This is a genomic window from Pseudomonas paraeruginosa PA7 (assembly GCF_000017205.1).
Classification (GTDB): domain Bacteria; phylum Pseudomonadota; class Gammaproteobacteria; order Pseudomonadales; family Pseudomonadaceae; genus Pseudomonas; species Pseudomonas paraeruginosa.
On sequence record NC_009656.1, the window covers coordinates 4,295,957 to 4,317,735 of the forward strand.

A 21,779-nucleotide genomic window follows, 5' to 3' on the forward strand; every position below is an offset into this window, starting at 1 on the left:
GGCCTTCTCAGTGCCGCGAACAGCCCGCGCCGAGCGCCCGGTACTGCAGGCGATGCAGGCGCCCCTGGCGATCCCGGTAGAGCATCACCCGGGCGACCACCCCGCAGGTCGCCGGCAGGGGCGTGACGGCGAGCACCCGCGCGATGTCCAGGCTCATCCGGTAAGCGTAGCGCTCGACCGGCGGCAAGCGTTCCGCGGCCGGCGCCGGCAGGCTGGCGAGCAGCAGCAGCGCTGCCAGGATGGACGATGCCTTCATGGCGTTTCTCCTTCGCAAGGCGCGCCGCCGGCCGAGGCGGCTTGCGCATAGGCCTGGAGCAACCAGGCGAGGTCGGTGAAAAGCAAGCTGTCACGTTGCGCTCCCAGGCTCGCCAGGCGCCTCGCCGCGCGCCGGGCGTGGCGGGCGGCGCGGGCCGGTAAGCGGTGGGCGGCGGCGATGCCGGCGAGCCCGCCGGCGATGGCGAGCGCCTCGGCGCTGCCGGGCGCGGCGGTCGAGCGTGCGCCACGCAGGCGCTGCAGTTCGCGGCCTAGCTGCAGGGACAGGAAGCCCTGGCGCAGCGCCTGGCGCGCCTGTGGGTGGTCCGCCCCGTGCAACGCGCCCAACTGGGCGATACGGTGCTGCTGGCGGGACTGCCAGGCCTGCGCGTCGAAACGCCGGCGACCGCGCAGCAGCGCCAGGGTCTCGCGGTGCAGGTAATCGAGCAGCACGGTGGAATGCCGCGCCAGGTCCTTCGGCAGCAGACGGTACACGAGCAGGCTGATGCACAGCGCCAGCACCCAGGCGCAGGACTGGTTGGCGAAGTCGATGAAGTCGAACCGGGCGACATTGTCGGTGGCGACCAGCGTATTGAAGGCGATCAGGTAGGCAATCCCCTGCAGCGCCCGGCGGGGCACGGTGGTGGCCTGGATGCCGAACGACCAGAAGAAGCCCAGGCACAGCACCAGCAAGGGGAACCCGTTGACCAGCGGTAGCAGCAGGAACTTGCAGAACAGCGCGGCGGGAATCGCGTAGAGCGTGCCGCGGATGAAGTTGCGCGTCCCCTCGGCGGGGAACGCCGAAGCCGCCAGCAGCGTGCAGTACGGGCCGAGCACGGCGAGCAGGGTCGGGCCCTGGTCCCAGCCGCTGAGGAACCACGCGGCGGCGCCGATCAGCATCGCCAGCCAGGCCCGCGCGCCGTTGCGCAGGGCCTCGCGGTAGTGGCGATGGAACGCCACCGGGCGCTCGTGGGCGGGGGGATGGCCATCGAGCCGGGCGAAACCGCGCAGGGCCACGCCCAGGTCCGCCAGTTGATCGCCCAGGCGCTCCAGCTGCAACGCCACGCGGCAGGCCCGCAAGTCCTCCGCCGGCAGGCGCCGAGCGCTCGCCGCCAGTCGCTCGCGCAACGCCTCGATACGCAGCGCGGCGCCGGCGAAATCCGCCTCGCCGCGCTCCAGCCCGGCGCCCAGGACCCGCAGCTCGCCGGCCAGCGGCCGAGCCAGGTCCCGCTCCGCCTCGCCGGCAAGGCGGAACTCCATCAGCGTGGCGAACAGCGCCGCCAGGCCGCCCCGGATCGCCGCGACCGCGGCGTTCAACCTGCGTGACTCGGCGCGCCCGACGCCGAGCAGGTCGTCCAGCGCATACACCTCGCCGACCAGGCCACGCCAACGGCTCTCCTGCGCCTCGTCGAGAGCGCCGACGCAACGCGCGGCGAGCAGCTCCAGGGCCGCCGCGCACAGCCTGCCGAGCCGGTCGCGCAGGCGCTGGAGCATGGTCCGGCGGCTGAACAGCACGGTCACCAGGCTCAGGCTGCAGACCCCGACGATCACCGCCGAAGCGCGGGTGACGATATGCCCGAAGGCCAGCCCGGGCTCGACCATCGCCGGCCCCAGCGCCAGGCAGACGGTATAGCCGGCCACCACCGCGGCGGTGGCGTAGAAGTGCCGGACCAGGCTCATGACGCCGACGCAGAGGCCGAGCCAGAAACCCAGGGCGATGACGAACAGCAACATCTTCTGCGCGAACAGCGCGCTGAGGACGAAGGCGGCCAGCGCGCCGGCCAGGGTGCCCACGGCTCGCCACCAGCCCTTGCCGACCACCGCCCCCTGCACCGGGTTGACCAGCAGGAGCACGGTGGAGGCCGCGGAGAACGGCGCATCCAGCTGCAGGTAGAGACCCAGGCCGAGGGCCAGAGCCGCGGCGCCAATGCTGCGCAGCACATAGCCCAGGCTGTGCGCGTCCCAGGGCAACGGCAGCGCCGCGTGCCAGCCACGGGCGCGCAGGACCGACGCCGCCATCAGAGGTACTCCTGCAGCCAGCGGGTCAGCCGCCAGCGCCCTTCGCTGCCCGGCTGCAGCACCTCGACGCTGCCGGTCATGCCGGCGGCCAGGACCACTTCCGGCGGCACCCGGTCAAGCTCGATGCGCACCGGCACGCGCTGCGCCAGGCGAATCCAGCTGAAGGTCGGGCTGACCTGGGGCAGGCCGCTGTCGGCACGGTTTTCGTTGAGGTCGGCGATACCGCGGCCGATGCTCGCGACATGCCCTTCCAGCAGCGGGTCGAAGCCCATCAGCCGGATTCTCGCCGGCGCGCCGAGGCGCACGTTGCGCAGCTTGGTTTCCTCGAAGTAGCCGGTGACCCAGAAGCTGTGGCGGTCGACGATGAAGAGATTGGTCTCGCCCGCCGTCGCGTAGTCGCCGGGCTGCACGCGCAGCTGGGTGACGTAGCCGTCGACCGGCGCGCGCAGTTCGCTGCGGCGCAGGTCGAGCAGCGCCTGGTCGAGCGCGGCGCCGGCGGCGTCGGCCTGGGCGCGGGCGATGCGCAAGGCGCGTCCGGCGTTGGCGATCGCCTCTCGTGACATCGCTCCGGCCAGTTGCGCGCGGCGGCGCCATTCCTCGTCGCGCTGGCGCAGGGTTTCCCGCGCCTGGGCCAGCTCCGCCCAGCGCTGGCGCACGGCGAGGCGATAGCTGCTCGGGTCGATGCGATACAGCGGATCGCCGCGCGACACCTGCTGGTTGTCGCCGACGAACAGTGCGTCGAGGGTGCCGGAGACCTCCGGGGCGATGCGGATCACCTGGGCGCTGACCCGCCCGTCGCGGGTCCAGGGCGCCAGCACATAGGCTTTCCACAGCAGCGACGCCAGGCACAGGGCGACCAGGCCGCAACCCAGGGTCGCGGCGACCTTGCAGATTCGAACGATGAACATGGGCACCTCGGGGTCAGAACTTCAGCACCAGCACGGCGAGCACGATGAACGACAGGAAAAAGCGCAGCAGGCCGGGATGCCAGGCACGCTCCAGCCAGCGCGCCGCCAGGCGCTCCAGCAGCAGGTAGAGCGGCATGGCCAGGCACAGGTAGATGAACAGGGGCGGCACGTAGAGGCCGGAAACCGAGACTTCGCTGAGCATGCGGGCACCAGGGCATCGAGGGCGCGGAGCGGTCGGCCGCTCCTGTCGGGTTGATGGACGCATGCTACGAAGCGCGGCGACTTGCAGATATCGAGCATTCAGCCAGAAAATAATCGAATTCGGACAAACCCTGGAAACCGCCGTGAACCGCGAATCGCAGACTTACCTCGCCGAGCGCTTCGATCCCGACGCCCTCGTCCAGCCGGCGCTGGCCCTGCAACTGGAAGCCCGGCACAACGACACCGAGGTGCCGGTGCACCGCCACCGCAAGGGCCAGCTGGTGGTGGCCTGCCGCGGCGGCATCACCTGCAGCGTGCCCGATGGGCTATGGATGGTGCCGTCCGGTTTCGGCGTGTGGATCCCCGGCGGCATCGCGCACAGCAACCGGGTCACGGCCAACGGCAAGGTCTGCTTTCTCTTCGTCGAGCCAGGCGCGGCGCGGCTGCCGGACGACTGCTGCACCCTCGCCCTGTCGCCGCTGATCCTCGAACTGATCCTGCACCTGAGCGAGCAGCCGCAGGACTACCCGCCCACCGGCCCGCTCGCGCGCCTGGCCGGCGTGCTCCTGGAACTGCTGGAACAGGCGCCCACCGAACAGCTCTACCTGCCATTGCCGGACCATCCCGGGCTGCGCCGGATCGCCGACGAACTGACCCGGCGGCCGAACGCCCGCGCCAGCATGGCCGACTGGGCCGTGCGGGTGGCGATGAGCGAGCGCTCCCTGGCACGCATGGTCCGCCGCGAAACCGGCATGACCTTCGGCCAATGGCGCCAGCAGCTGCAGATCATCATCGCCCTGCAGCAGCTCTCCGCCGGCGCCTCGGTGCAGCGCACCGCCGAAACCCTGGGCTACGAGTCGGTCAGTTCGTTCATCGGCATGTTCCGCAAGGCCCTCGGCAACTCCCCTGCCCGCTATGTGCGCGAGAGCATGCGCCGGCCACCGGACTGAGCGTCAGCGCGCCGTGGCAGATCGCCTTGCTGTTCGTCAGGACATTTCCCCCAAGGCTGGCACTCGGGAGCACTTCTGGGAATAATGCCGCCCTTTTTTGTCCAGGAGGATCAGATGGTTACGCACTTCTTGAGCGAATCCGGCCAGGCAGCCTGCGGTCGCGGCGACAGCAACGTGAACGGCTCGAGCGCGGTCGGGCAGGTCACCTGCAAGACCTGCCGGCGCACCAACGCCTTCACCCAGGCCCAGGAACACGCCGCTCCGGCCAGTGCCGCCGTTGCTCCCACCGCCGCTGCGGCGGCGCCCCGGGCCAATGCCAGGATCAAGCACGCCGCCCGCCGGCAGGGCGGCGACGCCGCGCGCGACGCCTGGCAGACGCGCCTCAACGAGCTGTCCGGGAAGAACCGTATGCCGCGCTCCCGCCGCCGCGCGCAAGCCTATCTCTGAACCGGCCCACGGTGGCCGACCGCGCGCGCCCGGCGGTTATGACGTGAAGGCCTCAGAGCAGTCCCTGCCGCTCCGCCAGCGCCAGACCGTCGAGGGCGCTGGCGCGCATCGCCTGCAGGTGGCGCGGATCGTCCGCCAGCTCGGCCAGCTCCGACAGGCGGTGCACCACCGTCAGCAGCGCGATCCGCCGCCGCTCCAGGCGCCGCCCGCTGGCCGCTTCGTAGGCCGCGACGATGCGCTCGGTCAGGTCGGCATCGATGAAGTTCGAGTAGATGAACTCCTGGTGGAGCGGGCCGATCCCCGAATCGGCGAAGTCGTATACCCCGTTCAGGCGCCCGGCCTCGGCATCGAAGGCCATGTTCCAGCCGTGCCCGTCGAAGAAACCGTAGGTGGAACCCAGCGGGTCGGCAGGTAGCCCGGCGTACTCCCTCAGCACCCCCCCGGCACGTTCGCGCCAGGCGCGAGGCAGCGCCGCCAGCGCCCGCTGGCGAATCGCCGCGGGGGCCTGCCAGGGCGCCACCGGCAAGGCGCCGGCCGCCAGCATGCGGGCCGGCTCCAAGCGGTGCAGCTCGGCGTAGAAACCAGCCAGCGCTTCGGCCACGGCCTGCCGCGCGTGCTCATCCAGGCGCCGATAGTGCTCGCCGAGAAGAAAGCCGCCCGGCAGCTTCGCGTGCCGGGAAAACCGTGGCGGCCCGGCGTATACCCGCAGCGCCGGCACCGGCAGGCGCACCGCCGGCCGCACCAGGCGCAGCAGCGCGGCTTCGCGCAGCAACGCCGCCTCGGCCTCCGCGCCGCGGGGAAACTTGAAGACCCAGCGGCCATCCACTTCCACCGCCGTGGAATGCCAGCCCGAAGCCAGGATGGCGAAGGAAGCGCCTGTCAGTTCCGGGCACTGCGCCAGGATTGCGCGACGGTATTCCTCCAGGGCCGGCGGCTCGCTCATGGGCGACTTCTCTCGACCATCGCGACGATGGCGACGAGCAGTTCCCGGCGCGCCTCCTCGGGGCTGATCTCCTCGGTGGCGGCGGCGTGCGACAGCGCCTCGGCGGCGCCGATCATCGCCCGCAGGCCGGCGATCGAGAGCCGCCCGCCGCCGGCGAAGGGCTCCAGCACGGCGCGGCACTTGTCCATGAACAGCGCCTCGTAGTCGCGCTTGATCCGCTCCAGATCCGGCGAACTGGCGAGCGCCGCGACCACCCCGGGAATCTCCCGCCCCTGTTGCAGCACGCAGTCGACGTAGGCCGAGGCGATGACCTCGGCGCGGCCGCGCAAGGTCGCCTCGCCGGCCTCCAGGGCGGCGTCCATCAGCGCCGTCTGGCGCAGGTCGTAGTCCTGGTAGAGCGCCGCGAGCAGTCCGGCGCGGGTGCCGAAGTGATCGTAGACCACCGGCTTGGTCACTCCGGCCTGCTCGGCAAGGCGGCCCAGAGTCAGGGCCTCGGTGCCTTCTTCGCGCACCAGCTTCCAGGCCACGTCGAGGAGCTGGCGCTGGCGCTCGTCGCGAGACAGCCGCCGACGCGGCGCCGGTTCTTCGGGAGAATGCGTTGACATATACAACCTACTAAAAGTAACTTACTAAAGGTAACTTGTTTCCAGCATATCGATCCCCTCCCATTCCCGCAATTCCCCGCAGGAGACCCGTCCCATGCATGCCCTCGTCGTCGTCGCCCATCACGATCCCCATTCGCTCACCCACGCCCTCGCCGCGCGCATCGCCGAGGGCATCCTCCAGAGCGGCCATTCGGCGGAAATCGCCGATCTCGCCGCGGAAGGCTTCGAGCCGCGCTTCGGCCTGGCCGACCACGCCGTGCACCGAGGACAGGCGGCGGCGCCGGCCGACGTCCTCGCCGAACAGGCGCGCCTCGACCGCGCAGATATCCTGGTACTGGTCTATCCGGTCTACTGGTGGTCGATGCCGGCGCTGCTCAAGGGCTGGATCGACCGGGTGTTCTCCAATGGCTGGGCCTTCGACTACAGCATCGGCGGCGACCTGCGGAAGAAGCTGCAGCGCCTGCGCGTGGTGCTGGTCGGGGTCGGCGGCGCCGACCCCGGTACCTTCGAGCGCCACGGTTACGCGGCGGCGATGCGGACACAGATCGACCATGGCATCTTCGATTACTGCGGCGCCCGGGTGGTCCGTTCCGAGCTGCTGCTGGAATCGGAAACCTCCGATCCGGCACGCCACCTGGCGCACGCCCGGGAGATCGGGCGGGCGCTGTTCGTCACCACGTCCGGTAAGACCCCGGTCTCCGCCTAGCACCCGCTCGGCCACCAGCGGCAACCGCCCGCTCTCAGTACCCCAGCTCGCCGATCGAGCGGGCCTTGCCGCCGTACTGCTTGTATTCCCGCCAGTATTGCGGAATGAGGTCCTGGCACTGGACGATATCCACCGCGGCACGGCGACGTATCCAGCGATTCTCGTAGCCGGAGATGTCAGCGACCCGGTTGTCCCAGGCGATGCTCTCACGGGCGGCGGCCATGGTCGCCCGGCAATCCAGGATCGCCTCCCTGGCCCGTTCGGCCTTGTAGGCATCGGTCTTCTCATAGGCCCGGCGCGCCGCCTCGAGGCGGGCCCGCTCGGCCTCCTCGATGGCCTTCCTGGCTTCCAGGCGCTGTTGCTCGCGAAGACGCTCCTGCTCCTGGCGAACACGCTGCTCGGACGCCGCGATGAACTGCGCGACCCTCGGATCATCGGGCGGTACGCGGGCGACCCGGAACGACTGGGCGAGGTATCCCCAGAATGCCTGGTCGAACTCCTGGGTCCGCCTCACCGCATCCGGCTCGTCGCGCCGGTAGATCTCCTGGTGGCCCGTCGCGCTGAAGTAGCGGAACCCGCTGGACGCTACGTGGGTAGTGAGGTCGAGCACGCCGACCACCTTCATGCTCTGGTCCCACAGCTGCGACGCCACCGGCATCATCAGTTTTCGATACTGGGTCTCCTCCAGCAGCACACCATCGACGCGGCAGGTGATCCCCCGCCAGGCCATGGCTGCGCAGGCGCTCCTGACCTCCTCCTCGGAGCCCAGAAGGACGAACTCCGGCGCCGGCGGCCGGGAAACCGCCTGGCATCCCCCCAGCAAAGCGCCGACCATGCCCAGCAGCAGAAATGTACGAATCGACATGAGTCTCCCTGTGAAACGGCGTCCGATGCACTCCCCCGGAAGCGTCTGCTCCTAGCGGCGCGACATCATATATGCGAAGGGCCGTTGAAGGGCGACTACTCCGCCAGGTGCGCGGCGAAGCCGACCCGCCCCGGGGCGATCTCGTCGCGCAGGGTCAGCGCGGGAATCGCGTAGTCGCCACCGTTCTGCCGGCGGAACGGAATCGGCGCGGTCCGCCACAGTTCGTCCAGGCGCTGCCCCAGTTGCTCGCCGAGCGCGGCGAAGCGCCCGGCGTCGAGCCGGCCGGTGCGGTAGACGACGAACGGCGGCAACACGGTGAAGCCGGGGTAATGCAGGATGCCATGGTGGATGGGAAACAACAGGTCGTCGATCGGCCCGTTGATGCCGCGCGCGGCGTAGTGCGACTCCCAGCCGCCGGCGCTGACCACCAGCATCGCCCGCTTGCCCTGCATCCGTCCCTCGCCGTAGCGGTCGCCCCAGTGGCTGTCGGAGTGCTCGCCGACCCCGTAGGCGAAACCGCAGGCATAGACGCGGTCGATCCAGCCCTTGAGGATCGCCGGCATGCCGAACCACCAGAGCGGGAATTGCAGGATCAGCGCATCGGCCCGGCGCAGCTTGTCCTGCTCGGCGGCGATATCGGCGCTCTGCCGGCCGTTCTGGAAGGCACGCAGTGAGTCGCGGGACGGATCGAAGCGCTCGCCGGTCGCGGGTTCGAGGCTGTCCGCGGCGTCGAGCGCGGCCTTCCAGCCCATCGCGTAGAGATCCGAGACCTGCACCGCATGACCGGCCGCCTCGAGGCGCGCGACCGCGAGATCCTTGAGCGCGCCGTTGAGCGAGCGTGGTTCGGGATGGGCATAGACGATCAGTACGTTCATGGCGGCTCCCCGCAAAAAAAAGGTGAGCGCAGGATCGGCCAGCCCCGCATATAGTTGAAATGAATATCCGAAATCCCAGGTATAGCCATGAATAATCTCAGACGTCTGGACCTGAACCTGCTGGTAACCCTCGACGTGCTGCTCACCGAACACAACGTGACGCGCGCGGCGGAGCGCCTGAATTTCTCCCAGCCGTCGGTGAGCGTGCACCTGGCCAAGCTGCGGGCGATCTTCGACGATCCGCTGCTGCTTCCCGGCCCGCGCGGGATGCGCCCGACGGCGCGGGCGGAAGAGCTGCGCGAACCGCTGCGCCTGGCCCTGGAGGCGCTGGAACAGGCGGTGGCGCCAGCCGCGCCGTTCGATCCGGCGCAGTCGCGGCATACCTGGCGGGTCGCGGCCACCGACTACGCCGAGTCGGCGGTCCTCCTGCCGCTCCTCGCCGCGCTGCGCGGGCAGGCGCCGGACAGCCGGCTGGCGGTGCTGGAACTGGCGCCGGCGCAGGTCAGCCGGCAGGCGGAGCGCGGCGAGATCGACCTCGCCTTCCACACCCTCGACGAGGCGCCGCCGGGGCTGCGCTGTCGCCGGCTGTTCAGCGAGCGCTACGTGCTGGCCGGGCGCGCCGGGCATCCGGGCCTGCGCCGGCGACCGACGCTGAAGCAGTTCTGCCGCCTCGACCAGGTGATCGTCTCGCCCGACGGCGGCGGCTTCCTCGGTCCCACCGACCAGGCGCTCGCCGAACTCGGCGCGGAGCGTCGGGTAGCGTTGTCGGTGCCGCACTTCCTGTTCCTCCGCGCGGTGCTGGAGAGCACCGACCTGGTGGCGATGCTGCCGTCGCGGCTGGCACGCGGCCACGACACGCTACGGGTGGTGGAGGCGCCACTGGAGGTGCCCGGCTACGACCTGGCCATGCTCTGGCACGAGCGCTCGCATCGTGATCCCGCCCATCGCTGGCTGCGCGAACTGGTCGCCGCATCGGTGTAACGCAACGATACGCTTCGATCGTCGCCGCGGTTTGACGCACCGTCGCGCTTTGCCCAAGCTAGCGGGCTTCGATCCACCACCGGGAAATCCTTGGCGTGAAGTTTCCGTCCCATCCCTGGCGCCGCCTGCTGCTCTGCGCGCTCCCCTTCGCCGCCCTGCTGACGGCATGCGACGACGGCAGCCAGAAAGAGCCGCCCCCCGAACCCGCCGAAACCACCACCTACAACAGTGTCTCCTGGGATGCCCTGCCGGCCACCAGCGACGCCGACCTGCTCGCCGGCTTCAACGCCTGGCGCTCGGCCTGCGCGCGGCTGGCCAGGGACCCTGTGTGGGGCGCGCCCTGTGCCAGCGCCACGACGGTCGCCGATGATCCGGCGGCGGTACGCGCGTTCCTCCGCGAGCAGATGCAGGTCTATAGCCTGCGGTCCTCCGGCAATGGCGACCAGGGCCTGATCACCGGCTACTACGAACCGGTCTACCACGGCAGCCTGAGCCAGGGCGAGAAGACCCCGGTACCGGTCTACGGCGTACCGGACGACCTGATCGTGGTTTCGCTGGAAAGCGTCTACCCGGAGCTCAAGGGCAAGCGCCTGCGCGGGCGTCTGGAAGGCCGGGTGCTGAAACCCTACGACGATGCCGCGACGATCCGCGACAACGGTTCCAGCGCGCCGGTGCTGGCCTGGCTGGGCGACCCGATGGACCTGCAGTTCCTGCAGATCCAGGGCTCCGGACGGATCCAGCTGGAAGACGGCCGGCAACTGCGCATCGGCTACGGCGACCAGAACGGCCACCCGTACAAGCCGGTCGGCCGCTGGCTGGTCGAGCAGGGCCTGGTGCCGAAGGAGGAGATCAGCATGAAGCGTATCCGCGACTGGGCCGAGGCCAATCCGCAGCGGGTCTCCGAGTTGCTGGCGAGCAATCCCAGCTTCGTGTTCTTCAGCCAGCGCCCGGACAGCGACGAAGGTCCGCGCGGCTCGCTGAACGTACCGCTGACCGACGGCTACAGCGTGGCCATCGACCGCAAGGTGATCCCGCTGGGCAGCCTGATGTGGCTGTCCACCACCCGCCCCGATGACGGCAGCCCGGTGGTCCGTCCGGTGGCGGCGCAGGATACCGGCGGGGCGATCGTCGGCGAGGTCCGCGCCGATCTGTTCTGGGGTACCGGCGACGCCGCCGGCGAACTCGCCGGCCACATGAAGCAGCCCGGTCGCCTCTGGCTGCTGTGGCCCAGGGGCGTGCCGCTGCCCGCCACCTGAAGAACGCGCGGCCGGGGCGCCAGCGCGCCGCCGGCCAGCGTCGCATCGATGCGGCCGGCATGACAAGCCAGGCGAGCGAATCCATCGCCAAAAAATCAACAAAAAAGATAAGTAAAAGCAAATATTCGCGCTTTTTAATCAAATAAATAAAGCGGATCATCTTTCCATCAACCGCCCGCCCCTCGCCCCAAACGCGCGGCGCCGGGCCCAATGGAGATCCGATCATGATCGAACGTCGCCCCTTCGACCGTCTGGGCCATGCCAACCACGGCTGGCTGAACGCGCGCCATCATTTTTCCTTCGCCGACTACTACGACCCGGAGCGCGAGGACTGGGGTCGCCTGCGGGTCTGGAACGATGACGAGATCGCCGCCGGCAGCGGTTTCCCCCCGCACCCGCACCGCGACATGGAAATCATCACTTACGTCCGCGACGGCGCGATCACCCACCAGGACAGCCTGGGCAACAAGGGTCGCACCGAGGCCGGCGACGTGCAGGTGATGAGCGCCGGCACCGGCATCGTCCACTCGGAGTACAACCTCGAGGCCGAGACCACCCGGATCTTCCAGATCTGGATCATCCCCGATCGCCGTGGCGACCAGCCACGCTGGGGGTCCAAGCCGTTCCCGAAGGCCGAGCGCGATGGACGCTTCGTCACTCTCGCCAGCGGCGATGCGAATGACGGCGAGGCGCTGCACATCCGCGCCGACGCCGAGGTCGCCGCGGTGACCCTGAAGGCCGGGCAGAGCGCCGAGTACGCCCTGGAGAACGGCCGCCGCGCCTACCTGGTGCCGGCCTCCGGCAGCATCGAAGTCAACGGCGTGCGCGCCGAGGCCCGCGATGGTCTCGCGGTACGCGACGAACCGATGCTGAAGGTGACGGCCCTGGAAGACAGCGAAGTATTGCTGGTGGAAGTGGCCTGACGCGCCAGCCCCTCGCCCTCGCGGGCGAGGGGCTTTTCGTTTCGCCAGAGGCCACGGAGCAGCGGCCCCGCCACGTTCGTTCTTCCCAGCTTCACGCTTCGCGCCCACACTACCCGCAGAAGAATCCGAGAGGCTCCGCCATGCGTGAACTGCAACCCCTGCTGGAAAACCACGGGCTGCTCCTGCTGTTCCTCAATGTGCTCTGCGAACAGGCCGGCCTGCCGATTCCCGCCTACCCGGCGCTGATCGTCGCCGGCGCGCTGGCCATGCAGGGTGTCGGCGCGCCGCTGGGCGTCGTCCTGCTGGTGGTGGTGCTCGCCTGCCTGCTGGCGGACATCGCCTGGTACCTGGCCGGGCGCCGCTACGGCGGCTTCCTCCTGCGCAGCATCTGCAAGGTCTCGCTGTCCCAGGACAGTTGCATCCGCCAGAGCCAGAACATGTATCTGCGGGTCGGCCCGCGGGCGCTATTGATGTCCAAGTTCCTGCCCGGCGCCAGCGCACTGTCCACCACCCTGGCCGGCATGACCCGCACCCGCCTGCGCCGCTTCCTCGCCTACGACGCCGCCGGTTCGGCGCTGTGGGCCGGTTCCGCGCTGCTGCTGGGAGTGATCTTCAGCGATGCGCTGGACCACCTGCTGGCCCTGCTCAGCGACTACGCGGCCATCGGCGCGCTGCTGATCGCCGGCGCCTTCGCCGCCTTCATCGCCTGGAAGCTCTGGCAGCGCCAGCGCCTGCTGTCGCGCAGCCGGCGGATTCCGCGAATCAGCGTGGAGGAACTGGAAAGCCTGCGCGAACAGGGGCAGGTGCCGGTGATCCTCGACGTCCGCGCCCATCACGACGACGAGCCGAGCGGCATACCGGGCGCGATACCGGTGGAACTCAACGTGTCGCTGAAGGAACTGCCCGGCGACCTCAGGGACGCCAGCATCGTCATCTACTGCGCTTGTCCCCACGAACTCTCCGCCGCCATCCTCGCCGAGCGTCTCAATGCCTCCGGCTTCAAGCGCACCTGGGCGCTGGCCGGCGGCCTCGACGCCTGGCACAAGGCCCACGGGCAGGCCCTGGCGGAGGCTTGAGCGGAGGCGCCGGGCTCAACCCAGCGCCTGCACCGCCGCGCCGTCGCCCTGGCGTTGCGAGGCCGGCGAGGAGAACACCAGGTAGCCGTCCTCGACCTTGCCATAGCGCAGCAGCGCCAGGTCGAGGACATAGTTCTGGTAGAGCTTCCAGGGCATCCGATCGCCCTGCTTGGGCATGCGATCGGCGGCGCGCTGGATGTAGCCGGAGTTGAGGTTGAGGAACGGCTCCTCGCGCACGTCGCCACTGGTGTCGCGGGCGGTCACCTGGCGCATGCCGATGGCGTCCATGTGGTTGATCAGGCGGCAGAAGTACTCGCTGGAAAGGTCGGCCTTGAGGGTCCAGCTGGCGTTGGTGTAGCCGAGCACCGCCGCCAGGTTCGGCAGGTCGCGCAGCATGATGCCACGGTAGCCCATGCTCTGGTTGACCTGGAACGGCTTGCCGTCCACCGCGATCTCGGCGCCGCCGAACATCACCAGGTCGAGACCGGTGGCGGTGACGATGATGTCCGCCTCCAGCACTTCGCCGGTCTTCAGGCGGATACCCCTGTCGACGAAGCGGTCGATGTGCTCGGTGACCACCGAGGCCTTGCCCTTGCGCAGCACCTTGAACAGGTCGCCGTCCGGCACCGCGCAGACCCGCTCGTCCCACGGCTTGTAGCGGGGACTGAAGTGGCGCATGTCGAACTGCTTGCCCAGTTGCAGGCTGGCCAGCTTGAGCAGGGCCTTGCGGACCACGCCGGGGAAGCCCTTGGCGAGCATGAAGAAGATCATCTGCATCGCCACGTTGCGCGCCCGCGCCTGGCGATAGACCCAGGTTTCCGGGAGGAAACGGCGAAGGAAATTGGAGATCGCGTCCTTCTGCGGCAGGGTGATCACATAGGACGGCGAGCGTTGCAGCATGGTGACATGGGCGGCCTTGTCGGTCATCGATGGCACCAGGGTGACGGCGGTCGCGCCGCTGCCGATCACCACCACCTTCTTGCCGCTGTAGTCGAGGTCCTCCGGCCACAACTGCGGATGGACGATCCGCCCGGCGAAGTCCTCGCGACCGGCGAACTCCGGCGTATAGCCGGCCTCGTAGCGATAGTAGCCGGTGCACATCAGCAGGAACTGCGCGGTCATGCGCAGCGGCTCGAGCTCGTCGTCGCGCTGCACGTCGAGGTTCCAGCGCGCATTGGCGGAATCCCAGTCGGCCTTGAGCAGCCGATGGCGGTAGCGGATCTTCCGGTCGATGCCGTTCTCGCGCGCGGTGTCCTCGATGTAGCGGCGGATCGAGGGGCCGTCGGCGATGGCCTTCGGATCGCTCCACGGCTTGAAGTTGTAGCCGAGGGTGAACATGTCCGAGTCGGAGCGGATGCCGGGGTAGCGGAACAGGTCCCAGGTGCCGCCCATCGCCGCGCGCCCTTCGAGCAGGGCGAAGCGCTTGCCGGGGCAGTGCTTCGTCAGGTGGCAGGCGGCGCCGATGCCGGACAGGCCGGCGCCGACGATGAGTACGTCCAGGTGTTCGACAGGCATAAGGTTCCTCGATCGGCGGATGCGTCCAGCCGTCTGCTGGGCTGCTGCCCTCCACCCTACAGAGGGGATGCCACGGGGGTATCCCAACCTTCGTACTGCGTTGCCCGGCAAGTATGGACCCTGGCGCGGGAATTACCCATGCCGGCGCGCCGGCATGGGCGATCGGCTAGGAGGCGCGGGAGGCGCCCTCCGGCGTCTCCGCCGGCACCGCGCCGCGATCCTCCAGCTGGTCGGTCTGGAACAGCGTCTCCAGTTCCACCCGCGCCTCGCGGGCGCTTTTGATCAGCGCGTCGCGATCGTTGTAGAACAGGTGCTGGGAGGCCAGCACTTCTTCGTCGTGGCGACGGAAGCGGCGGATCCGCGCGTCGGCCTGCTCCTCGCTCAGGCCCAGGCCGCAGAGCACCATGCGGCTCATCTCCAGGCTGGAAAAGAAGGTCTCGCGCACCGGCTCGACCCCGGCGTCCAGCAGCAGGTGGACGTGCTGGCGGTTGCGCGCGCGGGCGATGATCTTCAGGTGCGGATACAGCTTGCGCACGCGCTTGGCGGTCTCGATGTTGGTCTCCGGATCGTCGGTGGCGATGACGAAGAACTCGGCCTTCTCCACCTGGGCGGCGCGGAGGATCTCCGGGCGCATCGGATCGCCGTAGAAGATCGGGATGGCGCCCAGGGTACGGGTCAGCTCGATGGTCTCCACCGAGGTGTCCAGGGCGATGAACGGCACGCGCTGGGCGCGCAGCACCCGGGCGACGATTTGGCCCATGCGGCCGACCCCGGCGATCACCACGCGCGGGGTGTCGTCGTTGTCGATGCGCTCCATTTCCGGCGGCGGCTTGACCGCCTCCGGCTGCTTCGCCAGCAGCCGCGCGAGACCGAGCACCAGCAGCGGGGTCAGGGCCATCGACAGGGTGATGGAGAGCACCAGCAGGTTGTGCAGGTCGTTCTCGAACAGGCCCTGGTCGCGGGCCATCTTGAACACCACGAAGGCGAACTCGCCGCCGGCCGCCAGGACCACGCCCAGGCGCAGCGCCGAGGCCTTGTCGAGGCCGCCGGAAATGCGTCCGACGAAATACAGCACCGGCGCCTTCAGGGCGATCAGCAGCACGGTCAGGCCGAGCACCATCCACGGCGACTTGAGCAGCAGGCTGACATCCGCGCTCATCCCGACGCTGATGAAGAACAGCCCGAGCAGCAGGCCCTTGAACGGCTCGATCTGCGCTTCCAGCTCATGCCGGTATTCCGAGTCGGCCAGCAGCAGGCCGGCGAGGAAGGCGCCGAGGGCCATGGATACGCCGGCCAGTTCCATCAGCAGCGCGGTGCCCATCACCACCAGCAGCGCGGTGGCGGTGGACATGTCCTGCAGCTTGGTCTGGGCGACGATACGGAACACCGGGCGCAGCAGGTAGCGACCGCCGACCACCACCGCGGCGATGCTGCCGACCACCTTCAGGGTCTGGGTCAGTTCGCTGCCGCCGGCGTCGCTGTGCGCGCCGCTGAGCAGCGGGATCATGGCGATCAGCGGGATCGCCGCGATGTCCTGGAACAGCAGGATGGCGAACGCCAGGCGGCCATGGGGTTGGGTCAGTTCCTTGCGCTCGGCGAGGATCTGCAGGCCGAACGCGGTGGACGACAGCGCCAGGCCCAGGCCGAGCACCACCGCGCTGTTCACCGGCTGGCCGAAGCCGACCAGGGCCACCGTGCCGATCACCAGTCCGGTGAGCAGCACCTGCAGCAGGCCGACGCCGAACACCGACTTGCGCATCACCCACAGGCGCCGCGGCGACAGCTCCAGGCCGATGATGAAGAGCAGCAGCACCACGCCCATCTCGGAGATCTGCGCGACGCTTTCCGGGTTGTCCACCAGCCCCAGCACGCTGGGACCGATCAGCACGCCGGCCAGCAGGTAGCCGAGCACCGCACCCAGTTGCAGGCGCTTGGCCAGCGGCACCATGAACACCGCCGCGATCAGGAAGACCACGCCGGACTGGAGAAAACTGCTTCCGTGTTCCACGCTCAACTCCCGCTGGCGGCGCTGGCGCCGAACCGGTCGCGGATGGTGGCGATGGTTTCCACATCCATGGCGATATAGGCCTGCCTGACGAAGGCGTCGTAGGGCAGTTCGTCGCCCAGCGGCTGCAGGTAGCGGGTGCAGTAGGCGAAACGCACGAACAGCGAGCCGGGCACCGGCTCCTCGATGGTCATGTCGAGGCTGCCGCCGGCCACCTCGGCGCTCGGCTTGATGGTGTAGTGGGCAGTGTCCGGCGCCTTCAGCACCACCTCGTCCTCGACCACCAGGCCCGGCAGGTACAGGCGCCGGTGCAGGCGGTCGCCGTCATCGGCGAGGATCTCGAAGCGCTCCAGGCCGACGACGAAATGCTGCGGCTCGCGCGCACGGCAGACCAGGCCTTCCCAGAGTTGCAGCCGGTCGAGGACCGGCAGGTCGACAAGCGTCCGGTCATTGACCTGGACCAGGTGTTCGAATTGCATGTGGCTCACTTCCTGTTCGTGCATGCGATAGGCGAGTTCTGACCGGCGATGGGGGCAGAAAGTTTTCCCGCTGCCGGCAAATCGCCAGACCTCAGGTCCGCACCATCGCCGACAGGCATTCGAGGACGCCGCCGGAGTGCCCGGCGGCACATCGTCCTCATTCGGCGTCGATCTTCCAGGGAATCGGCGGAGCGCTCAAGCGTGCGCCTTCCAGGGCATCGAGCCGGCCGAAGCGGGCATCCCCCTCCTCCCAGGCCTTCTGCGCGCGGGCGATCTCGGCCTTGCTGTGGCCGACGAAGTTCCACCACATGAAGATTTCCGCGCCGAACGGCGCTCCGCCCAGCAACAGGACCCGCGCGCCGGGATCGAGCTGCAGCCGCAGGCCATCGCGGCCGTCGCCCAGGTAGGCCAGTTCGTTCACCGCGAAATGCTCGCCGCCCACCTCCAGGCCCCCCTCCAGCGGCAACAGGCCGTACTCGAAGTGCGGGTCGAGCGCCAGTTGCAGGGTCGAGGCGTCGTGGCAGGCCAGGTCGGCGCCGAGCAGCGGCGAGTAAAGCCGGCACGGCGCCTGCCGGCCGGCCAGCGCGCCGGCCAGCAGGGTGAAGGTCACGCCCTGCTCCTGCCAGCGCGGCAGGTCGGGATGATGATCGAAGGCCGGGGCGATGTCGCGCTGTTCGTAGGGCAGCGCGATCCACAGTTGCGCGGCGTGGGCATGCCGCTCGTCGGGCAGCGACTCCTCGGTATGGGCGATGCCGTGGCCGGCGGTCATCAGGTTGACCTGGCCCGGGCGGATCACCTGGACGTTGCCCAGGCTGTCGCGGTGCAGCGCCTCGCCCTGGATCATCCAGGTGAAGGTCTGCAGGCCGATGTGCGGATGCGGGCCCACCGCCAGGCCGCCGCCGGGCTCGAATTCGGCGGGGCCGGCGTGGTCGAGGAAGCACCAGGCGCCGATCATCCGCCGCTGGCGCGACGGCATCAGCCGGCTGACGGTGAGCCCGCCGCCGATTTCCGCCGCGCGGGCGGTGACGCGTTGCAGCAGGTGTTCGCGGCGTTCCGGACAGTCCCGCGAGGAGGACAGGTCGCAACGCTCTTCGGTATTGCTCATGATCAGGCTCTCCGGTGACGAGGCATTCAACCGCGCAGACGCCGTACCCATAGCTGCAGGGCCTGCAACTGCTGCTGGATCAGCTCGCGCGCCTTGTCGTCGAGCAGCCGGCCCTGGGCGTCGAAGGCGTTCTGCGCGCTCGAGATCATCACCTCCGGCTTGTTCAGCGGATGCACGTCGAGGAAGACCAGGGTCTGCCGCAGGTGGTACTGCGCCCGCGCGGTGCCGAAGCGCCCGGCGCTAGCGCCGAGGATCGCCGCAGGCTTGCCGGAGAACGGCTGCTCCGGCGGCCGCGAGGCCCAGTCGATGGCGTTCTTCAGCACCCCGGCCATCGAGTAGTTGTACTCGGGGGTAGCGAACAGCAGCGCGTCCGCCTGGCGGATCTGCTCGCGGAACCGCTCCACCGCGGGCGGGAAGCCCAGCGCGTAGACGTCCTCGTTGTACAGCGGGATAGCGGAGATATCCGCCAGCTCGATGCTCATCCCCGCCGGGACCAGACCGATCGCCGCCTGCAACGCGGCGCTGTTGTAGGAGCCGCTGCGCAGGCTGCCGGAAATGCCCAATACCTTGATGCTGTCGTCGCTCATGTGCTGTTCCTTCCTGTGTGTGCGGGTTCAGTCGCGCAGCTGGCTGCTGATGCTGACCTCTCCGGAGAGTACACGATGAATCGGACAGGCATTGGCGATCTCCAGCAGGCGCTGGCGCTGTTCCGCGTCCAGCGCGCCGTCCAGGCGGATCTCGCGGCGAATGTGGGTGAACGGTTCCGGCTTGGTGCGCTCCTCGACGATGTTCAACTGCACGTCGATGCCTTCCAGCGGCCACTCCTTGCGCTGCGCGTACATTGCCACGGTGATCGCGGTGCAGGCGCCGAGCGCCGAGAGCAGGATCTCGTGCGGCGAGGGGCCGCTGTCGCCGCCACCCAGCGCGGCGGGCACGTCGCTGAGCCACTGATGGCTGTCGTCGCTGAGGCTGACGCGATAGGGGGTGGTGCCGAGGGAGGCGTGGATGACCTGGGTTGCCATGGGTTCTCTCCTGTGTGGGCGAGGCGCGCCGAAACCTCGTGTTCCGGCGAAAGGCGGCGTCTGAATGAAAACATCCGCGGCGAAAACGACACAAGGCACCCGATGCTCGGAGTGCCTTGTGTCCGGGTCCGGCGCGGTCGGCTTACTTCTTCACGCTGAAGCTCTGGATCAGGTTGGCGTAGGCCGGCAGATGGCCGCCGAGGATCGCGCCGAAGCCCTCGATATCGTTGCGCCAGTCACGGTGCAGTTCGCAGCCGACGCTGAACCAGTTCATCAGTTGCGCGCCGGCGGCGGACATGCGTGCCCAGGCGGCATCGCGCACCACCGGGTTGAAGGTGCCCGAGGCGTCGGTGACGACGAACACGTCGTAGCCCTCTTCCAGCGCCGACAGGGTCGGGAAGGCCACGCAGACATCGGTCACCACGCCGGCGATGATCAGTTGCTTCTTGCCGGTGGCCTTGACCGCCTTGACGAAGTCCTCGTTGTCCCAGGCGTTGATGTTGCCGGGGCGGGCGATGTACGGGGCCTGCGGAAACATTTCCTTGAGTTCCGGCACCAGCGGGCCGTTGGGGCCGTCCTCGAAGCTGGTGGTGAGGATGGTCGGCAGGTTGAAGAACCTGGCGATGTCGGCCAGCGCCAGGACGTTGTTCTTGAATTCGTCCGGGCCGAAGTCGCGGACCAGGGAGAGCAGGCCTGCCTGATGGTCGACGAACAGGACCGCTGCATCGTTCTTGTCGAGTCGCTTGTAGGTGAAGGACATGGTTTTTCTCCGGTCTCGGGCGGCGTCCGTCGCCGCGTGGTATGAATCGAAGCGCCTCTGGCGAGGCAGGCTTGGGCGGCCTCGGCAGTGCCGACCGCCCATCAAGAGTAGTGGCGGCGGTGGTGTTTTACCGCCCGGCAAAACGAGAAAACGGTGTTCTCGAAAGACGAACGATCCTCCCCTGCCGGCGCGCTACGCTTGCCCTGCCGCCCCCGACACAGCGCGACCGGCACGCCCAGCCCCTTACCAGGAGTTCGCCCGCATGCGACAGTCTGCCTCCCGATTGTTTCGAGATTAGCCATGAGTCTGCGCCTTGAAGACATACAGGCCTTCCTCAACGTGGTCGAGCTGGGCAGCATCAGCGCCGCCGCCGAACGCATGAGCCTGTCCAAGTCCGTGATCAGCAAACGCGTCAGCGACCTCGAGCGCCACCTGGGCGTGCGCCTGCTCTACCGCTCGACGCGCAACGTCGAGCCGACCGAGGCCGGCGGCTTCTTCTACAAGTCGGCCAAGGCTTCGGTGCAGGACCTGAACAACGCAGCGGAAAGCGTGGCCCTGCGCGAGAACGACCTGTGCGGGGAACTGCGGGTGATGGCGCCGATGAGTTTCGGCACGCTCTGGCTGGGCCCGCTGGTGATGGAGTTCATGGCACGCAACCCGCGCCTGGAGGTGGTGCTGCAGCTGGACGACCGGATCATCGACTTCGAGAAGGAAGGCTACGACCTGGCGATCCGCATCACCCGCCTGCAGGACAGCTCGCTGATCGCCCGCCAGCTCGGCACCAGCCGCCGGGTGGTGTGCTGCAGTCCGGAATACCTGGAGCGGCACGGCGCGCTGCAGCGCCTCGAGGACATCCTCTGCCATCCCTGCATCGGCTACAGCCACAATACCCCGTCGCAGCTGTGGAGCTTCGAACCGCGGGTGGCCGGCGAACCGGCGCGGATGATCACCCCGCGCGGACGCTTCAACACCAACAACGGCCAGACCATGCGCGACGCCGCGGTGCGCGGTCTGGGCCTGGCGATCCTGCCGCTGTTCATCGTCGCCGAGGACCTCGCCGCCGGCCGCCTGGTGGAGGCCCTGCCCGAGGAGCGGCCGCTGGACGACCTGATCTACGCCATGTACTCGCGGGCGGCGACCCTGTCGCCGAAGGTCAGGCTGTTCGTCCAGTTTCTCCAGCAGGCGCTCAATGCGCCGCCGTGGGGCGTGCGCTGAGCGTCGCTCAGCGCTTGCGGCAGACGCTCAGGCCGTCGCCGATCGGCAGCAGCGAGTAGTCCACCCGCGCGTCGTTCTTCAGCGCCAGGTTGAGCTGCTGGATGCCGCGGGTATCCGCACTCTTCGGCTGCGCCTCGAGCACCCGCCCGCTCCACAGCACGTTGTCGAAGAGCACCAGCCCACCCGGGCGCACCAGCGCCAGCGCGGCCTCCAGGTATTCGGGATAGTTGGCCTTGTCGGCGTCGATGAAGGCCAGGTCGAATTGCCCGGCCTTGCCCTCGTCGAGCAGCGCGCGCAGGGTTTCCAGGGCGGGCCCGAGGCGCAGTTCGATGCGCTCCTCGACAGCGGCCTCGCGCCAGTAGCGGCGCGCGGTGAGATGGTAGTCGCCGGGCAGGTCGCAGCAGGTCAGGCGCCCCTGTTCGCCCAGGGCGGTGGCCATGCACAGCGCGCTGTAGCCGGTGAAGGTGCCGACCTCCAGCGCCCGCCGAGCGCCGATCAAGGTGAGCAGCAGGGCGATGAACTGGCCTTGCTCGGGAGCGATCTGCCAACGCGCGTTGGGCAGTCTCGCGGTCTCCTCGCGCAGACGGGTCATCAGCGGGGTTTCCCGCAGCGAGACGTCGAGCAGGTAGCGGTACAGGTTGTCGTCGAGGTTGAGGGTGCGGGTGGTCATG

24 protein-coding genes are annotated in these 21,779 nt (G+C 69.0%); 8 read left to right on the forward strand and 16 right to left on the reverse strand.

Annotated features, from left to right (window positions below):
• Window positions 1-7 precede the first annotated feature (7 nt).
• Genes PSPA7_RS19730 through PSPA7_RS19745 form a run of 4 tightly spaced genes read right to left on the reverse strand, consistent with a single transcriptional unit; the run spans window position 8 to window position 3,381 of the window.
• Window positions 8-256, reverse strand: a complete 249-nt coding sequence (locus PSPA7_RS19730) for a DUF2790 domain-containing protein (protein ID WP_012076630.1) — start codon at window positions 254-256, stop codon at window positions 8-10.
• Window positions 253-2,271: an FUSC family protein gene (locus PSPA7_RS19735; protein ID WP_012076631.1), complete on the reverse strand. Its 2,019-nt coding sequence runs from the start codon at window positions 2,269-2,271 to the stop codon at window positions 253-255. Before PSPA7_RS19735 ends, PSPA7_RS19730 begins: the two co-directional genes overlap by 4 nt.
• Window positions 2,271-3,179 carry an efflux RND transporter periplasmic adaptor subunit gene (locus PSPA7_RS19740; RefSeq protein WP_012076632.1) on the reverse strand — a complete coding sequence of 303 codons (909 nt, stop codon included), beginning with the start codon at window positions 3,177-3,179 and terminating at the stop codon, window positions 2,271-2,273. Before PSPA7_RS19740 ends, PSPA7_RS19735 begins: the two co-directional genes overlap by 1 nt.
• Window positions 3,180-3,192: 13 nt before the next feature.
• Window positions 3,193-3,381 (reverse strand): DUF1656 domain-containing protein, encoded by a 189-nt coding sequence (locus PSPA7_RS19745; protein WP_012076633.1) that lies wholly within the window; start codon window positions 3,379-3,381, stop codon window positions 3,193-3,195.
• A gap of 142 nt (window positions 3,382-3,523) precedes the next feature.
• Here PSPA7_RS19745 and PSPA7_RS19750 point away from each other — a divergent pair, with 142 nt between their 5' ends.
• Window positions 3,524-4,330 carry an AraC family transcriptional regulator gene (locus PSPA7_RS19750; RefSeq protein WP_041025380.1) on the forward strand — a complete coding sequence of 269 codons (807 nt, stop codon included), beginning with the start codon at window positions 3,524-3,526 and terminating at the stop codon, window positions 4,328-4,330.
• Between the two features lie 114 nt (window positions 4,331-4,444).
• Window positions 4,445-4,777, forward strand: coding sequence for a hypothetical protein (locus tag PSPA7_RS19755; protein WP_012076635.1), 333 nt, complete (start codon window positions 4,445-4,447; stop codon window positions 4,775-4,777).
• Between the two features lie 52 nt (window positions 4,778-4,829).
• On the opposite strand, the gene PSPA7_RS19760 is transcribed toward PSPA7_RS19755, so the two are convergent.
• Both PSPA7_RS19760 and PSPA7_RS19765 read right to left on the reverse strand, forming a co-directional pair.
• Window positions 4,830-5,678 (reverse strand): aminoglycoside phosphotransferase family protein, encoded by an 849-nt coding sequence (locus PSPA7_RS19760; protein WP_074197524.1) that lies wholly within the window; start codon window positions 5,676-5,678, stop codon window positions 4,830-4,832.
• Window positions 5,679-5,716: 38 nt separating this feature from the next.
• Window positions 5,717-6,325 carry a TetR/AcrR family transcriptional regulator gene (locus PSPA7_RS19765; RefSeq protein ID WP_012076637.1) on the reverse strand — a complete coding sequence of 203 codons (609 nt, stop codon included), beginning with the start codon at window positions 6,323-6,325 and terminating at the stop codon, window positions 5,717-5,719.
• Between the two features lie 94 nt (window positions 6,326-6,419).
• Between PSPA7_RS19765 and PSPA7_RS19770 the strand changes: the two genes are divergently transcribed.
• Complete coding sequence (locus tag PSPA7_RS19770) at window positions 6,420-7,031, forward strand: NAD(P)H-dependent oxidoreductase (protein WP_003153812.1); 612 nt, start codon at window positions 6,420-6,422, stop codon at window positions 7,029-7,031.
• Window positions 7,032-7,065: 34 nt separating this feature from the next.
• On the opposite strand, the gene PSPA7_RS19775 is transcribed toward PSPA7_RS19770, so the two are convergent.
• Both PSPA7_RS19775 and PSPA7_RS19780 read right to left on the reverse strand, forming a co-directional pair.
• On the reverse strand, window positions 7,066-7,896 hold the full coding sequence (locus tag PSPA7_RS19775; RefSeq protein WP_012076638.1) for a hypothetical protein: 831 nt from the start codon (window positions 7,894-7,896) through the stop codon (window positions 7,066-7,068).
• 95 nt (window positions 7,897-7,991) lie between these two features.
• Entirely contained in the window at window positions 7,992-8,771 is a 780-nt protein-coding gene (locus PSPA7_RS19780; protein ID WP_012076639.1) for an NAD(P)H-dependent oxidoreductase, read from the reverse strand.
• A gap of 87 nt (window positions 8,772-8,858) precedes the next feature.
• On the opposite strand from PSPA7_RS19780, the gene PSPA7_RS19785 reads away from it, so the two are divergent.
• From PSPA7_RS19785 to PSPA7_RS19800, 4 genes are all read left to right on the forward strand, one after another.
• On the forward strand, window positions 8,859-9,752 hold the full coding sequence (locus PSPA7_RS19785) for a LysR family transcriptional regulator (protein ID WP_012076640.1): 894 nt from the start codon (window positions 8,859-8,861) through the stop codon (window positions 9,750-9,752).
• A gap of 95 nt (window positions 9,753-9,847) precedes the next feature.
• Window positions 9,848-11,008 (forward strand): murein transglycosylase A, encoded by a 1,161-nt coding sequence (gene mltA / locus PSPA7_RS19790; protein WP_012076641.1) that lies wholly within the window; start codon window positions 9,848-9,850, stop codon window positions 11,006-11,008.
• Between the two features lie 224 nt (window positions 11,009-11,232).
• Window positions 11,233-11,931 carry a pirin family protein gene (locus tag PSPA7_RS19795; protein ID WP_012076643.1) on the forward strand — a complete coding sequence of 233 codons (699 nt, stop codon included), beginning with the start codon at window positions 11,233-11,235 and terminating at the stop codon, window positions 11,929-11,931.
• 140 nt (window positions 11,932-12,071) lie between these two features.
• Window positions 12,072-13,007, forward strand: coding sequence for a DedA family protein/thiosulfate sulfurtransferase GlpE (locus PSPA7_RS19800; RefSeq protein ID WP_003152166.1), 936 nt, complete (start codon window positions 12,072-12,074; stop codon window positions 13,005-13,007).
• A 15-nt stretch (window positions 13,008-13,022) separates the two neighbouring features.
• Here PSPA7_RS19800 and PSPA7_RS19805 read toward each other — a convergent pair whose 3' ends face one another.
• The 7 genes from PSPA7_RS19805 to ycaC all read right to left on the reverse strand — a co-directional run bounded on the left by PSPA7_RS19805 (window position 13,023) and on the right by ycaC (window position 19,893).
• Window positions 13,023-14,522, reverse strand: a complete 1,500-nt coding sequence (locus PSPA7_RS19805) for a flavin-containing monooxygenase (RefSeq protein ID WP_012076644.1) — start codon at window positions 14,520-14,522, stop codon at window positions 13,023-13,025.
• 166 nt (window positions 14,523-14,688) lie between these two features.
• A complete protein-coding gene (gene kefB, locus PSPA7_RS19810) occupies window positions 14,689-16,530 on the reverse strand; it encodes a glutathione-regulated potassium-efflux system protein KefB (RefSeq protein ID WP_003152168.1) in 1,842 nt (613 codons plus the stop codon).
• Window positions 16,531-16,532: 2 nt separating this feature from the next.
• Window positions 16,533-17,006, reverse strand: a complete 474-nt coding sequence (locus PSPA7_RS19815) for an SRPBCC family protein (protein WP_012076645.1) — start codon at window positions 17,004-17,006, stop codon at window positions 16,533-16,535.
• A gap of 157 nt (window positions 17,007-17,163) precedes the next feature.
• The gene (locus PSPA7_RS19820) at window positions 17,164-18,111 is read right to left on the reverse strand and encodes a pirin family protein (protein WP_033998812.1); all 948 of its coding nucleotides are present in this window, start codon (window positions 18,109-18,111) and stop codon (window positions 17,164-17,166) included.
• Between the two features lie 26 nt (window positions 18,112-18,137).
• Window positions 18,138-18,698, reverse strand: coding sequence for an NAD(P)H-dependent FMN reductase (locus tag PSPA7_RS19825; RefSeq protein WP_003153301.1), 561 nt, complete (start codon window positions 18,696-18,698; stop codon window positions 18,138-18,140).
• Window positions 18,699-18,725: 27 nt separating this feature from the next.
• A complete protein-coding gene (locus PSPA7_RS19830) occupies window positions 18,726-19,133 on the reverse strand; it encodes an OsmC family protein (protein WP_003153303.1) in 408 nt (135 codons plus the stop codon).
• 142 nt (window positions 19,134-19,275) lie between these two features.
• Window positions 19,276-19,893 (reverse strand): isochorismate family cysteine hydrolase YcaC, encoded by a 618-nt coding sequence (gene ycaC / locus PSPA7_RS19835; protein ID WP_003153304.1) that lies wholly within the window; start codon window positions 19,891-19,893, stop codon window positions 19,276-19,278.
• 300 nt (window positions 19,894-20,193) lie between these two features.
• On the opposite strand from ycaC, the gene PSPA7_RS19840 reads away from it, so the two are divergent.
• Entirely contained in the window at window positions 20,194-21,108 is a 915-nt protein-coding gene (locus tag PSPA7_RS19840) for a LysR family transcriptional regulator (RefSeq protein WP_012076647.1), read from the forward strand.
• Window positions 21,109-21,115: 7 nt separating this feature from the next.
• Here PSPA7_RS19840 and PSPA7_RS19845 read toward each other — a convergent pair whose 3' ends face one another.
• Window positions 21,116-21,778: an O-methyltransferase gene (locus PSPA7_RS19845; RefSeq protein ID WP_012076648.1), complete on the reverse strand. Its 663-nt coding sequence runs from the start codon at window positions 21,776-21,778 to the stop codon at window positions 21,116-21,118.
• Window position 21,779: the final 1 nt, after the last annotated feature.

Bases quoted from the DNA above. Each gene is read 5' to 3' on its own strand.
- PSPA7_RS19740 (WP_012076632.1), bottom strand. From the start codon at position 3,179: ATGTTCATCGTTCGAATCTGCAAGGTCGCCGCGACCCTGGGTTGCGGC.
- ycaC (WP_003153304.1), bottom strand. From the start codon at position 19,893: ATGTCCTTCACCTACAAGCGACTCGACAAGAACGATGCAGCGGTCCTG.
- PSPA7_RS19755 (WP_012076635.1), top strand. From the start codon at position 4,445: ATGGTTACGCACTTCTTGAGCGAATCCGGCCAGGCAGCCTGCGGTCGC.
- PSPA7_RS19830 (WP_003153303.1), bottom strand. From the start codon at position 19,133: ATGGCAACCCAGGTCATCCACGCCTCCCTCGGCACCACCCCCTATCGC.
- PSPA7_RS19825 (WP_003153301.1), bottom strand. From the start codon at position 18,698: ATGAGCGACGACAGCATCAAGGTATTGGGCATTTCCGGCAGCCTGCGC.
- PSPA7_RS19845 (WP_012076648.1), bottom strand. From the start codon at position 21,778: ATGACCACCCGCACCCTCAACCTCGACGACAACCTGTACCGCTACCTG.
- PSPA7_RS19820 (WP_033998812.1), bottom strand. From the start codon at position 18,111: ATGAGCAATACCGAAGAGCGTTGCGACCTGTCCTCCTCGCGGGACTGT.
- PSPA7_RS19840 (WP_012076647.1), top strand. From the start codon at position 20,194: ATGAGTCTGCGCCTTGAAGACATACAGGCCTTCCTCAACGTGGTCGAG.
- PSPA7_RS19800 (WP_003152166.1), top strand. From the start codon at position 12,072: ATGCGTGAACTGCAACCCCTGCTGGAAAACCACGGGCTGCTCCTGCTG.
- PSPA7_RS19730 (WP_012076630.1), bottom strand. From the start codon at position 256: ATGAAGGCATCGTCCATCCTGGCAGCGCTGCTGCTGCTCGCCAGCCTG.
- PSPA7_RS19770 (WP_003153812.1), top strand. From the start codon at position 6,420: ATGCATGCCCTCGTCGTCGTCGCCCATCACGATCCCCATTCGCTCACC.
- PSPA7_RS19805 (WP_012076644.1), bottom strand. From the start codon at position 14,522: ATGCCTGTCGAACACCTGGACGTACTCATCGTCGGCGCCGGCCTGTCC.
- PSPA7_RS19795 (WP_012076643.1), top strand. From the start codon at position 11,233: ATGATCGAACGTCGCCCCTTCGACCGTCTGGGCCATGCCAACCACGGC.
- PSPA7_RS19745 (WP_012076633.1), bottom strand. From the start codon at position 3,381: ATGCTCAGCGAAGTCTCGGTTTCCGGCCTCTACGTGCCGCCCCTGTTC.
- PSPA7_RS19815 (WP_012076645.1), bottom strand. From the start codon at position 17,006: ATGCAATTCGAACACCTGGTCCAGGTCAATGACCGGACGCTTGTCGAC.
- PSPA7_RS19765 (WP_012076637.1), bottom strand. From the start codon at position 6,325: ATGTCAACGCATTCTCCCGAAGAACCGGCGCCGCGTCGGCGGCTGTCT.
- PSPA7_RS19785 (WP_012076640.1), top strand. From the start codon at position 8,859: ATGAATAATCTCAGACGTCTGGACCTGAACCTGCTGGTAACCCTCGAC.
- PSPA7_RS19780 (WP_012076639.1), bottom strand. From the start codon at position 8,771: ATGAACGTACTGATCGTCTATGCCCATCCCGAACCACGCTCGCTCAAC.
- PSPA7_RS19775 (WP_012076638.1), bottom strand. From the start codon at position 7,896: ATGTCGATTCGTACATTTCTGCTGCTGGGCATGGTCGGCGCTTTGCTG.
- PSPA7_RS19735 (WP_012076631.1), bottom strand. From the start codon at position 2,271: ATGGCGGCGTCGGTCCTGCGCGCCCGTGGCTGGCACGCGGCGCTGCCG.